General features: G+C 56.8%; 12 protein-coding genes. 11 read left to right on the forward strand and 1 reads right to left on the reverse strand.

Annotation, left to right across the window (positions count from 1 at the left end; translation table 11 throughout):
* Nucleotides 1-85 precede the first annotated feature (85 nt).
* The 6 genes from ftsY (at nt 86) to livJ (ending at nt 7,055) form a co-directional block, all read left to right on the forward strand.
* Nucleotides 86-1,531, forward strand: a complete 1,446-nt coding sequence (gene ftsY / locus V1603_RS04395; RefSeq protein ID WP_395313539.1) for a signal recognition particle-docking protein FtsY — start codon at nt 86-88, stop codon at nt 1,529-1,531.
* A 2-nt stretch (nt 1,532-1,533) separates the two neighbouring features.
* A complete protein-coding gene (gene ftsE / locus V1603_RS04400; protein ID WP_003861525.1) occupies nt 1,534-2,205 on the forward strand; it encodes a cell division ATP-binding protein FtsE in 672 nt (223 codons plus the stop codon).
* The gene (gene ftsX, locus V1603_RS04405) at nt 2,192-3,247 is read left to right on the forward strand and encodes a permease-like cell division protein FtsX (protein ID WP_028015142.1); all 1,056 of its coding nucleotides are present in this window, start codon (nt 2,192-2,194) and stop codon (nt 3,245-3,247) included. Before ftsE ends, ftsX begins: the two co-directional genes overlap by 14 nt.
* A gap of 251 nt (nt 3,248-3,498) precedes the next feature.
* A complete protein-coding gene (gene rpoH / locus V1603_RS04410) occupies nt 3,499-4,356 on the forward strand; it encodes an RNA polymerase sigma factor RpoH (protein ID WP_028015143.1) in 858 nt (285 codons plus the stop codon).
* A gap of 135 nt (nt 4,357-4,491) precedes the next feature.
* Nucleotides 4,492-5,757, forward strand: a complete 1,266-nt coding sequence (locus V1603_RS04415; protein ID WP_395313540.1) for a 4-aminobutyrate--2-oxoglutarate transaminase — start codon at nt 4,492-4,494, stop codon at nt 5,755-5,757.
* A gap of 197 nt (nt 5,758-5,954) precedes the next feature.
* Nucleotides 5,955-7,055 (forward strand): branched chain amino acid ABC transporter substrate-binding protein LivJ, encoded by a 1,101-nt coding sequence (gene livJ / locus V1603_RS04420; RefSeq protein WP_072201786.1) that lies wholly within the window; start codon nt 5,955-5,957, stop codon nt 7,053-7,055.
* Between the two features lie 104 nt (nt 7,056-7,159).
* Here the strand turns inward: livJ and panM are convergent, their stop codons facing one another.
* Nucleotides 7,160-7,549 (reverse strand): aspartate 1-decarboxylase autocleavage activator PanM, encoded by a 390-nt coding sequence (gene panM, locus V1603_RS04425; protein ID WP_059355744.1) that lies wholly within the window; start codon nt 7,547-7,549, stop codon nt 7,160-7,162.
* Nucleotides 7,550-7,973: 424 nt separating this feature from the next.
* Between panM and livK the strand changes: the two genes are divergently transcribed.
* Genes livK through livF form a run of 5 tightly spaced genes read left to right on the forward strand, consistent with a single transcriptional unit; the run spans nt 7,974 to nt 12,809 of the window.
* Nucleotides 7,974-9,083: a high-affinity branched-chain amino acid ABC transporter substrate-binding protein LivK gene (gene livK, locus V1603_RS04430; RefSeq protein ID WP_116343990.1), complete on the forward strand. Its 1,110-nt coding sequence runs from the start codon at nt 7,974-7,976 to the stop codon at nt 9,081-9,083.
* A 46-nt stretch (nt 9,084-9,129) separates the two neighbouring features.
* Nucleotides 9,130-10,056 (forward strand): high-affinity branched-chain amino acid ABC transporter permease LivH, encoded by a 927-nt coding sequence (gene livH, locus V1603_RS04435; RefSeq protein WP_013099131.1) that lies wholly within the window; start codon nt 9,130-9,132, stop codon nt 10,054-10,056.
* On the forward strand, nt 10,053-11,330 hold the full coding sequence (gene livM / locus V1603_RS04440) for a branched chain amino acid ABC transporter permease LivM (RefSeq protein WP_395313541.1): 1,278 nt from the start codon (nt 10,053-10,055) through the stop codon (nt 11,328-11,330). The genes livH and livM overlap by 4 nt, the downstream gene beginning before the upstream one ends.
* Nucleotides 11,327-12,094, forward strand: coding sequence for a high-affinity branched-chain amino acid ABC transporter ATP-binding protein LivG (livG, locus tag V1603_RS04445; protein ID WP_023310024.1), 768 nt, complete (start codon nt 11,327-11,329; stop codon nt 12,092-12,094). Before livM ends, livG begins: the two co-directional genes overlap by 4 nt.
* Before the next feature lies 1 nt (nt 12,095).
* A complete protein-coding gene (gene livF, locus V1603_RS04450; protein WP_032650575.1) occupies nt 12,096-12,809 on the forward strand; it encodes a high-affinity branched-chain amino acid ABC transporter ATP-binding protein LivF in 714 nt (237 codons plus the stop codon).
* Nucleotides 12,810-13,003: the final 194 nt, after the last annotated feature.

Raw genomic sequence — 13,003 nt, forward strand, 5'->3', positions numbered from 1 at the left:
GTGATGTCAATTAAGTAAAGTGTTAGACTATTTCATCATTTTTTTAGCTTCCCTGTATATAGCGCCGCGAGGAGTGTAGTCGCAGATGGCAAAACAAAAAAAACGTGGCTTCTTTTCCTGGTTGGGTTTCGGTGAAAAAGAGCAAGAAACAGAACAGAAAACCGAAGAACAACAGGTTGCAGAAGAGCAGTCACAGCCTGAAACGCCAGTAGAAACCGCTGCGATTGTCGAAGCGGAAGAGCCTGCCCACAGCAAAGAAGAGATTGAATCCTTTGCTGAAGAGGTGGTTGAGGTTACTGAACAGGTTCAGGAGAGCGAGAAGCCAGAGCCGGTCGTCATCGAGACCGTTGCCGATGCGCCTCAGGCCGCAACAGAACATGAAGAACTGCCGCTACCGGAAGAGGTCAACGCCGAAGAGTGGCAGGCCGAAGCGGAAACCGTTGAAATCGTTGAGGCGGTGGAAGAAGAGGCGGCACTTGAGCCAGAGCTGACCGACGAAGAGCTGGAAGCCCAGGCGCTGGCGGCGGAAGCCGCGGAAGAGTCGGTCATCGTTGTGCCGGTGGAAGAGCAGGCCGAAGAAGAGATCGTGCAGGAGCAGGAAAAACCGACCAAAGAAGGTTTCTTCGCGCGCCTGAAGCGAAGCCTGCTCAAAACCAAAGAAAACTTAGGTTCCGGATTTATCAGTCTGTTCCGCGGCAAGAAGATCGACGACGATCTGTTTGAAGAGCTGGAAGAGCAACTGCTGATTGCGGACGTGGGCGTGGAAACTACCCGTAAGATCATCACCAACCTGACCGAAGGGGCGAGCCGCAAACAGCTGCGCGACGCCGAGGCGCTGTACGGCCTGCTGAAAGACGAGATGGGTGAAATTCTCGCAAAAGTTGACGAACCGCTTAATATTGAAGGCAAAACGCCATTTGTTATTCTGATGGTTGGCGTCAACGGCGTGGGTAAAACCACCACCATCGGCAAGCTGGCGCGTCAGTTTGAGCAGCAGGGCAAATCGGTGATGCTGGCGGCGGGCGATACCTTCCGTGCGGCAGCGGTTGAGCAGCTCCAGGTGTGGGGCCAGCGCAACAACATTCCGGTGATTGCCCAGCACACCGGCGCGGATTCCGCGTCCGTGATTTTCGACGCCATCCAGGCGGCGAAGTCGCGCAACGTGGACGTGCTGATTGCCGACACCGCAGGGCGTTTGCAGAACAAATCGCACCTGATGGAAGAGTTGAAGAAAATCGTCCGCGTCATGAAGAAGCTGGACGAAGATGCACCGCATGAAATTATGCTGACTATCGACGCCAGCACCGGGCAGAACGCCATTAGCCAGGCGAAGCTGTTCCATGAAGCGGTAGGACTGACGGGGATCGCGCTGACCAAGCTGGACGGCACCGCGAAAGGCGGAGTGATCTTCTCCGTGGCCGACCAGTTCGGCATTCCTATCCGCTACATCGGTGTGGGCGAGCGTATTGAGGATTTGCGTCCGTTTAAGGCGGACGACTTTATTGAGGCATTATTTGCCCGAGAGGACTAACAATGATTCGCTTTGAACACGTCAGCAAGGCCTATCTCGGTGGGAGACAAGCGCTGCAGGGGGTGACGTTCCACCTGCAGCCGGGCGAGATGGCATTCCTGACCGGCCATTCCGGCGCGGGGAAAAGTACCCTGCTCAAGCTTATCTGTGGGATAGAACGGCCAAGCGCCGGGAAAATCTGGTTCAGCGGCCACGAAATTAGCCGTCTGAAAAACCGCGAAGTGCCGTTTCTGCGTCGTCAGATCGGCATGATTTTCCAGGATCACCACCTGCTGATGGATCGCACCGTTTTCGATAACGTGGCGATCCCGCTGATTATTGCCGGCGCCAGCTATGACGATATCCGTCGTCGCGTCTCTGCGGCGCTGGATAAGGTCGGGCTGCTGGACAAAGCGAAGAACTTCCCGATCCAGCTCTCCGGCGGTGAACAGCAGCGCGTCGGCATCGCCCGCGCGGTGGTGAACAAGCCTGCGGTACTGCTGGCGGATGAACCGACCGGTAACCTGGACGATGCCCTGTCCGAAGGGATTTTGCGTCTGTTTGAGGAATTCAACCGCGTAGGGGTAACGGTACTGATGGCGACGCACGATATGGGACTCATTTCTCGTCGTTCGTACCGCATGCTGACCCTGAGCGACGGGCATTTGCACGGAGGCCACGGTGAACAAGCGTGATGCAATGAACCAGATTCGGCAGTTCGGGAACCGGTTTGACCGTTTCCGTAAGCCGCAGGGCGGCGGTGACGGCAATCGTAATGCGCCTAAGCGCCAGAAAGCGGCGCCGAAGCCGGCCTCCCGCAAGACCAACGTGTTTAACGAGCAGGTGCGTTACGCCTTCCACGGCGCGCTGCAGGACCTGAAAAGCAAACCGCTGGCGACGTTCCTGACGGTGATGGTGATTGCCATCTCCCTGACGCTGCCAAGCGTCTGCTACATGGTCTATAAGAACGTCAACCAGGCGGCGTCGCAGTATTATCCGTCACCGCAGATCACCGTTTATCTGGATAAAGCGCTCGACGATAACGCGGCGGCGCAGGTGGTCGGGCAAATCCAGGCCGAGCAGGGCGTGGAAAAGGTCAATTATCTTTCCCGTGAAGAAGCGCTGGGCGAGTTCCGTAACTGGTCAGGCTTTGGCGGCGCGCTGGATATGCTCGAAGAGAACCCGCTGCCTGCGGTGGCGGTGGTGATCCCGAAGCTTGATTTCCAGGGCACCGATTCGCTGAATACCCTGCGCGACCGCATCACCCGCATCAACGGGATTGATGAAGTACGCATGGACGACAGCTGGTTTGCCCGTCTTGCGGCACTGACCGGGCTGGTGGGACGCGTGTCGGCGATGATCGGCGTGCTGATGGTGGCGGCGGTGTTCCTCGTCATCGGTAACAGCGTGCGCCTGAGCATCTTTGCGCGCCGCGATACCATCAACGTGCAGAAACTGATTGGCGCAACGGACGGTTTCATCCTGCGTCCGTTCCTTTACGGCGGCGCACTGCTCGGTTTCTCCGGCGCATTTCTTTCACTGATATTGTCAGAAATTTTGGTGATGCGGCTTTCATCTGCCGTTACTGAAGTGGCGCAGGTTTTCGGAACTAAGTTTGATATCAGTGGCTTAGGCTTCGATGAGTGCCTGCTGTTGCTGCTGGTGTGCTCCATGATCGGCTGGATTGCCGCATGGCTGGCAACGGTTCAACATTTACGCCACTTTACTCCCGACTAATAAAAGCGTGATATAATCTTTCCCTGCACCGAGATGTTCGCTCTGCAGGGAAAGCGTCCCTGTTGTCTCTTCCCCTGTTATCATCTCCATGTCACATTTTGTGCGTAATTTATTCACCGTTGCACCTGGAACTTGTGGATAAAATCACTGTCTGATAAAAGAGTGAATGCTAATCTCGTTGCTCAAACGCTTTGGCATGGTTGTTGCCTGACGGGGACAGCCTGGACCAGAAGAAACATTGAGAGGAATGAATGACCAAAGAAATGCAAACTTTAGCTTTAGCCCCTGTTGGTAACCTGGAATCCTATATCCGGGCTGCGAACACCTGGCCGATGTTAACGGCCGAGGAAGAAAAGGAGCTTGCTGAAAAGCTGCATTACCAGGGCGATCTGGAAGCAGCGAAGAAGCTGATCCTGTCTCACCTGCGCTTTGTTGTTCACATTGCTCGTAACTATGCGGGCTATGGCCTGCCGCAGGCGGACTTGATTCAGGAAGGTAACATCGGCCTGATGAAGGCTGTACGTCGCTTTAACCCGGAAGTGGGCGTGCGACTGGTCTCCTTCGCCGTGCACTGGATCAAAGCAGAAATTCATGAATACGTGCTGCGCAACTGGCGTATCGTGAAGGTCGCCACGACAAAAGCGCAACGTAAGCTGTTCTTCAACCTGCGTAAAACCAAGCAGCGTCTGGGCTGGTTCAATCAGGATGAAGTGGAAATGGTGGCGCGTGAGCTGGGCGTATCCAGCAAAGACGTGCGTGAGATGGAATCCCGTATGGCCGCTCAGGACATGACTTTCGATATGTCCTCCGACGACGACGCATCTGACAGCCAGCCGATGGCACCGGTTCTGTATCTGCAGGATAAAACCTCTAACTTTGCCGACGGCATCGAAGAGGATAACTGGGAAGATCAGGCCGCGAACAAGCTGACCCATGCGATGGAAGGCCTCGACGAACGTAGCCAGGACATTATCCGCGCCCGCTGGCTGGACGAAGACAACAAGTCCACGCTGCAGGAGCTGGCCGACCGCTACGGCGTTTCTGCGGAACGTGTTCGTCAGCTTGAAAAGAACGCCATGAAAAAACTTCGCGCCGCTATCGAAGCGTAATTACCGCGAATAACACCGAGAACCCCTGGATGAGAGTCTGGGGGTTTTGTTTTTTTAGCGCCCGCTCTGGCGAATTCCCTCCCCCTGGCAAACACTTACTGATGCGCTAAGCAGGCGACTTCTCAGGGGGACAGGGTGAAAAATAACGAACTGAACGACCGGCGTTTACAGGCGACGCCGCGCGGCATCGGCGTCATGTGTAACTTCTATGCCGACAAAGCCGAAAACGCCACGGTGTGGGACGTGGAAGGCAATGAGTACATCGACTTCGCCGCCGGGATCGCGGTGCTGAATACCGGCCATCGCCATCCCAAAGTCATCTCCGCTATAGAAAAACAACTCCACGCGTTTACCCACACGGCCTACCAGATTGTGCCGTACGAAGGCTACGTGGCGCTTGCCGAGCGCATCAACCAGCGCGTGCCGATTGACGGTCCGGCCAAAACCGCGTTCTTCTCGACGGGGGCTGAGGCAGTCGAAAACGCGGTCAAAATTGCCCGCGCGTACACCAGGCGCCCTGGCCTTATCACCTTCGGCGGCGCGTTCCACGGCCGCACTTTTATGACCATGGCGCTGACCGGTAAAGTCGCGCCGTACAAGCTCGGCTTCGGCCCGTTCCCCGGCTCGGTGTATCACGCGCAGTATCCGAACGAGCTGCACGGCGTCAGCACGGCGGAAGCGTTGAAAAGCCTGGAACGCATCTTCAAAGCGGATATCGCTCCTGACCAGGTCGCGGCCATTATTCTCGAACCGGTTCAGGGGGAGGGCGGTTTCAACATCGCGCCCGCTGATTTTATGCAGGCCCTTCGCGCCCTGTGCGATACCCACGGCATTTTGCTGATTGCTGACGAGGTACAAAGCGGCTTCGCTCGCACCGGCAAGCTTTTCTCGATGGAACACCACTGCGTGAAGCCGGACCTGATCACCATGGCAAAAAGCCTGGCGGGCGGGATGCCGCTTTCAGCGGTATCGGGCCGTGCCGACGTGATGGACGCGCCTGCGCCGAGCGGGCTGGGCGGCACCTACGCGGGTAATCCGCTGGCGATTGCCGCAGCGCACGCGGTGCTGGACGTGATTGATGAGGAAGATCTCTGCACGCGCTCGGCGCATCTCGGTCATCACCTGGTGGAAGTGCTCAATAAAGCCAAGGAACACTGCCCATATATCGCTGACATTCGTGCACAGGGCTCGATGGTGGCGGTAGAGTTTAACGATCCGCAATCCGGGCAGCCTTCGCCGGAATTCACCCGCCAGGTGCAGGAACGCGCGTTGAACGAAGGGCTGCTTCTGCTGAGCTGCGGCGTGTATGGCAACGTTATCCGCTTCCTCTATCCGCTTACCATCCCAGAAGTGCAGTTCCGTAAAGCGCTGGATATTATCTCCGCGTCGCTGACACGTTAAAGCCACAAGCCCGGCGGTAAATCCTGTCGGGCTTATCATATATTCATTTCAAATTAGCTATTCCAAAAACATAAAAATGGGGTATGTTTTAGCAGAGTATGCTGAAAAAGCGCGAACAGCACACCAATAACTGAAATAAAGCGCTGCACAACAACATCACAACAATCGTAATAACCATAATAATGGGGAATCTCAGGATGAACATGAAGGGTAAAGCGTTACTGGCAGGATGTATCGCGTTGGCATTCAGCACCATGGCACAGGCAGATATAAAAGTGGCTGTTGTGGGCGCAATGTCCGGTCCGGTAGCACAGTACGGCGACCAGGAGTTTACGGGCGCTGAACAGGCGGTTGCAGACATTAATGCTAAGGGCGGCATCAAGGGCGAAAAACTGCAGATCGTAAAATACGACGATGCCTGTGACCCGAAGCAAGCGGTCGCGGTGGCGAACAAAGTGGTGAACGACGGGATCAAATACGTTATCGGTCACCTCTGCTCCTCCTCTACTCAGCCAGCGTCTGACATCTACGAAGACGAAGGTATTCTGATGATCACTCCGGCTGCAACTGCACCAGAGCTGACCGCGCGAGGCTATAAGCTGACCCTGCGCACCACGGGTCTGGACTCCGATCAGGGCCCAACGGCGGCTAAGTACATTCTGGAAAAAGTGAAGCCGCAGCGTATCGCGATTGTTCACGACAAACAACAGTATGGTGAAGGTCTGGCCCGTGCGGTGCAGGACGGGCTGAAAAAAGGCAATGCCAACGTGGTCTTCTTTGACGGGATCACCGCCGGTGAGAAAGACTTCTCCACGTTGGTGGCGCGTCTGAAGAAAGAGAATATTGATTTCGTTTACTACGGCGGCTACCACCCTGAAATGGGCCAGATCCTGCGTCAGGCGCGTGCGGCGGGTCTGAAAACCCAGTTCATGGGGCCGGAAGGCGTGGCGAACGTGTCTTTGTCTAACATCGCGGGTGAATCAGCCGAAGGCCTGCTGGTAACCAAGCCGAAGAACTACGACCAGGTGCCAGCGAACAAACCTATCGTGGATGCCATCAAGGCGAAGAAACAGGATCCAAGCGGCGCGTTCGTCTGGACTACCTACGCTGCGCTGCAGTCCCTGCAGGCGGGTCTGAACCAGTCAGCCGATCCGGCTGAGATTGCTACCTGGCTGAAAGCGAACACGGTCGAAACCGTCATGGGGCCGCTGTCCTGGGATGCGAAGGGCGATCTGAAGGGCTTCGAGTTCGGCGTGTTTGACTGGCATGCGAACGGCACGGCGACAGACGCCAAATAAAAGCAAAAAGGCAACGTAAGTTGCCTTTTTTAATGTTTTCTCCCTCTCCCCGTGGGAGAGGGCCGGGGTGAGGGCATCAGGCCGCACAGATCAGGCCGCACAAATCAACTCTGGCGCTTCTCCCACCCGCTCTCCTGCGCCGTAAACCCTAACGCCTGCATAAACGCCGCCATCACGCCGCGGTCTTCCACGCCCACGTCGGCCATCCACCATGAGTTCACGTTCGGGTTTTCGCGGATCACTTCTTCAATTAAATACTGTCCCACACCGCGACGACGGGTCACGTCGCGCACGCGCAGCGAGTCCAGCGCCCCCTCCGTGCCGCTCAGGGTCACGCGAACCGCAGCCAGCAGGCGCTCGTTAAAGCGCGCGGCATAAATGCGATGGTTCTCGTCGACATGCAGTGACGAAGGGGAATATTCCGGCCAGATCTTGCCCAGGTCGATATGATCCTGGTCGCTAAAGGTCACCAGACGCACGATAGTCAGTTTCATTAGCTACTTGTCCAAATCAAATTGAGTAGGGGCAGTGTACTCAATTTATTCACTCAGCGGCTTCCTCTTTTTATTCTCATTAACCAGGTGATTAGTTTTTTAGCAATGCAATGGGCAGTGTGAAAACACATGGATCGAAAAATAAGCAGAATTTTAACCTGAAAGGCAGTGTTTTATTCGGCGCTTTGTACCGTTATTTTATGCTGCAAACTGCACTTTTATTTGTTTATCTCTGCCTGATTTCAGAATATTATCTTTGCTTAATCGCCTGAAAAATAGAGATTTTAGTCTGGTTTTTGACAAAAACCTGCGCTAAACCATTAAAGGCACTGGTAAAAATAGCGTTGTTCATTAAAAGTACAGAATGCTTTTTAACCATAATAAAACAAAATATAAACACGACATCACGAATGGGGATTCAGAGATGAAAAGGAACGCGAAGACGTTAATCGCGGGGATGGTCGCACTGTCGATCTCGCATGCCGCTATGGCGGAGGACATTAAAGTTGCGGTAGTGGGTGCGATGTCCGGCCCTGTTGCCCAGTGGGGTGACATGGAGTTCAACGGCGCGCGCCAGGCCATTAAAGACATCAACGCTAAGGGCGGCATCAAGGGCGACAAGCTGGTGGGCGTGGAATATGACGACGCGTGCGATCCGAAACAGGCTGTCGCGGTCGCCAACAAAATCGTCAACGACGGTATCCAGTACGTGATCGGCCACCTGTGTTCATCCTCCACCCAGCCGGCGTCTGATATCTACGAAGACGAAGGCATCCTGATGATCACTCCTGGAGCAACTAACCCTGAGCTGACCCAGCGCGGATACCAGCACATCATGCGTACCGCCGGTCTGGACTCCTCGCAGGGGCCCACCGCGGCGAAATACATTCTCGACACCGTTAAGCCAAAGCGTATTGCTATCATTCATGACAAACAGCAGTACGGCGAAGGCCTGGCGCGCTCCGTTCAGGACGGCCTGAAAAAAGGCGGCGCGAACATCGTCTTCTTCGACGGCATTACCGCCGGTGAGAAAGACTTCTCCGCGCTGATAGCCCGTCTGCAAAAAGAGAATATCGACTTCGTTTACTACGGCGGCTACTACCCGGAAATGGGTCAAATGCTGCGCCAGGCGCGCGCCACCGGTCTGAAAACCCAATTTATGGGGCCAGAGGGCGTGGGCAACGCCTCCCTGTCAAACATCGCGGGGGATTCTGCCGAAGGCATGCTGGTGACGATGCCAAAACGCTATGACCAGGATCCGGCCAACAAGGCTATCGTGGATGCGCTCAAGGCGCAGAAGAAGGATCCGAGCGGTCCATACGTCTGGATCACCTACGCGGCCGTGCAGTCTCTGGCGACGGCCCTGGATCGTACCGGCAGCAAAGAACCGCTGGATCTGGTGAAAGATTTAAAAGCGCACGGGGCTAACACCGTGATTGGGCCGCTGAACTGGGATGAGAAAGGCGATCTGAAGGGATTTGAGTTTGGTGTCTTTAAGTGGCACGCCGACGGTTCGTCCTCGGCCGCCAAATAATTATCCCACCGCCCGGCTCACCGGGCGGGTATAAAAAGGTTTGCATATGTCCGAGCAGTTTCTTTATTTCCTGCAGCAGATGTTTAACGGCGTCACGCTGGGAAGCACCTACGCGCTGATCGCCATCGGCTACACGATGGTTTACGGCATTATCGGTATGATCAACTTCGCCCACGGCGAGGTGTACATGATCGGTAGCTACGTCTCCTTTATGATCATTGCCGCGCTGATGATGATGGGCATCGACAGCAGCTGGCTGCTGGTCGCCGCCGGGTTTGTCGGCGCGATTGTGATTGCCAGCGCCTACGGCTGGAGCATTGAGCGCGTGGCCTACCGGCCGGTGCGCAGCTCCAAGCGTCTGATTGCGCTGATCTCCGCGATCGGGATGTCCATTTTCCTGCAAAACTACGTCAGCCTGACCGAAGGCTCGCGTGACGTGGCGCTGCCAAGCCTGTTTAACGGCCAGTGGATTGTAGGGGCCAGCGAAAACTTCTCGGCCTCTATCACCACCATGCAGCTGGTTATCTGGGTCGTGACCTTTATCGCCATGCTCGCCCTGACCCTGTTCATTCGCTACTCACGCATGGGACGCGCCTGCCGCGCCTGCGCGGAAGACCTGAAGATGGCGAGCCTGCTCGGCATCAACACTGACCGCGTGATTGCCCTGACCTTCGTGATTGGCGCGGCGATGGCGGCGGTGGCGGGTGTCCTGCTCGGCCAGTTCTACGGCGTGATTAACCCGTACATCGGCTTTATGGCCGGGATGAAAGCCTTCACCGCGGCGGTACTGGGCGGTATCGGCAGTATTCCGGGCGCGATGATCGGTGGCCTGATCCTGGGCGTGGCGGAAGCGCTCTCCTCGGCGTACCTGAGCACGGAATATAAAGACGTGGTGTCGTTTGCCCTGCTGATTCTGGTTCTGCTGGTGATGCCTACCGGTATTCTGGGCCGTCCGGAGGTAGAGAAAGTATGAAACCGATGCATTTTGCAATGGCGCTGCTCTCTGCCGCTATGTTCTTCGTGCTGGCCAGCGTCTTTATGGGCGTCCAGCTTGAGCTGAATGGCACCAAACTCGTTGTCGATACCGCGGCTGATATTCGCTGGCAGTGGGTATTTATCGGCACTGCCGTGGTATTCCTGTTCCAGCTGCTGCGCCCGCTGTTCCAGAAGACGCTGAAAAATGTCTCCGGACCGAAATTCGTGCTGCCGGCAATCGACGGCTCTACCGTTAAGCAGAAGCTGTTCCTCGTGGCGCTGCTGGTGGCCGCCGTGGCGTGGCCGTTTGTGGTGTCGCGTGGCACCGTGGATATCGCCACCCTGACCATGATCTACGTAATTCTCGGTCTCGGTCTGAACGTGGTGGTGGGGCTCTCTGGCCTGCTGGTGCTGGGCTATGGCGGCTTTTACGCCATCGGCGCCTACACCTTCGCGCTGCTGAACCACTACTACGGCCTCGGCTTCTGGACCTGCCTGCCGCTGGCGGGGTTGGTCTCTGCCGCCGCGGGCTTCCTGCTCGGCTTCCCGGTGCTGCGCCTGCGCGGTGACTACCTGGCGATTGTAACCTTAGGCTTCGGCGAAATCGTCCGTATCCTGCTGCTGAATAACACCGAAGTGACCGGCGGCCCGAACGGCATCAGCCAGATCCCGAAACCGACCTTCTTCGGCCTGGAATTTAGCCGTACCGCCCGCGAAGGCGGCTGGGACACCTTCAGCAACTTTTTTGGCATCAAGTATGACCCGTCCGACCGCGTGATCTGGCTTTACCTGGTGGCGCTGCTGCTGGTGGTGATTACCCTGTTCGTGATCAACCGTCTGCTGCGCATGCCGCTGGGCCGCGCGTGGGAAGCGCTGCGTGAAGATGAGATCGCCTGCCGCTCTCTGGGCCTGAACCCGACCCGCATCAAGCTGACCGCGTTCACCATCAGCGCCGCGTTTGCCGGTTTCGCCGGAACGCTGTTTGCCGCGCGTCAGGGCTTCGTCAGCCCGGAATCGTTCACCTTTGCCGAATCTGCCTTTGTGCTGGCGATTGTGGTGCTTGGCGGGATGGGCTCGCAATTTGCCGTTATCCTCGCGGCCATCCTGCTGGTGGTCTCGCGCGAGCTGATGCGCGACTTTAACGAATACAGCATGCTGATGCTGGGTGGTTTGATGGTGCTGATGATGATCTGGCGTCCGCAGGGCTTACTGCCGATGACCCGTCCACAGCTGAAGCTGAAGAACGGGCAAGCGAAAGGAGAGCAGGCATGAGTCAGCCATTATTATCCGTTAACGGTCTGATGATGCGTTTTGGCGGCCTGCTGGCAGTCAACAACGTGAATCTTGACCTGCACAAGAAAGAGATTGTCTCCCTGATTGGCCCGAACGGGGCGGGGAAAACCACGGTCTTCAACTGCCTGACCGGCTTCTACAAGCCGACGGGCGGCACCATCATGCTGCGCGATCAGCACCTTGAAGGGCTGCCGGGCCAGCAAATTGCCCGCATGGGCGTGGTGCGTACCTTCCAGCACGTGCGTCTGTTCCGCGAGATGACGGTGATTGAGAACCTGCTGGTGGCGCAGCATCAGCAGCTGAAAACCGGGCTGTTCTCCGGCCTGCTGAAAACCCCGGCCTTTCGCCGCGCGCAGGATGAAGCGCTCGATCGCGCCGCCACCTGGCTCGACCGGATTGGCCTGCTGCAGCACGCCAACCGTCAGGCGAGCAATCTGGCCTATGGCGATCAGCGTCGCCTGGAGATTGTGCGCTGCATGGTCACCCAGCCTGAAATCCTGATGCTCGACGAACCGGCGGCAGGGCTCAACCCGAAAGAGACCAAAGAGCTGGACGAGCTGATTGCCGAGCTGCGCGATAGTCACGACACCACCATCCTGCTGATTGAGCATGACATGAAGCTGGTGATGGGCATTTCGGACCGTATCTACGTGGTAAACCAGGGCACGCCGCTGGCGAACGGCACGCCGGAAGAGATCCGCAACAACCCGGACGTGATCCGCGCATACCTTGGTGAGGCATAAGATGGAAAAAGCGATGTTAACGTTCGACAAGGTCAACGCGCACTACGGCAAGATCCAGGCGCTGCACGACGTCAGCCTGCACATCAATCAGGGTGAAATCGTCACTCTGATAGGCGCCAACGGCGCGGGCAAAACCACGCTGCTCGGCACCCTGTGCGGCGACCCGCGCGCAACCAGCGGGCAGATAGTGTTCGATGGTAAAGACATTACCGACTGGCAGACCGCCAGAATCATGCGCGAGGCGGTGGCGATTGTTCCGGAAGGGCGTCGCGTATTCTCACGCATGACGGTGGAAGAGAACCTGGCGATGGGCGGCTTCTTCGCTCACCGCGATGAATACCAGACCCGCATCAAGTGGGTATACGAGCTTTTCCCGCGCCTGTGGGAGCGCCGCATTCAGCGTGCGGGTACCATGTCCGGCGGTGAGCAGCAGATGCTGGCGATTGGCCGCGCGCTGATGAGCCAGCCGCGCCTGCTGCTGCTGGACGAACCGTCGCTCGGTCTGGCACCGATCATCATTCAGCAGATTTTCGACACCATTGAGCAGCTGCGTAAAGAGGGGATGACCATCTTCCTCGTCGAGCAGAACGCCAACCAGGCGCTGAAGCTCGCTGACCGTGGCTACGTGCTGGAGAACGGCCGCGTGGTGCTGGAGGATACTGGCGACGCGCTGCTGGCTAACGAAGCGGTGCGGAGCGCTTACCTGGGCGGATAGGTAAAAGCAAAAAGGCAACGCAAGTTGCCTTTTTTAGTGTTTTCTCCCTCTCACTGTGGGAGAGGGGCGGGGTGAGGGCACCAGACCGCACCCAATCCAACACCCCCAACCCCCTTCACACAACCATCATCACCCTGACGCCTGGCTGTCACTTATCTGTAAACAAACAGTTATTTTTCTGTCATTCGAGCATG

The organism is Enterobacter sp. ECC-219, assembly GCF_043966805.1.
Classification (GTDB): domain Bacteria; phylum Pseudomonadota; class Gammaproteobacteria; order Enterobacterales; family Enterobacteriaceae; genus Enterobacter; species Enterobacter cloacae_N.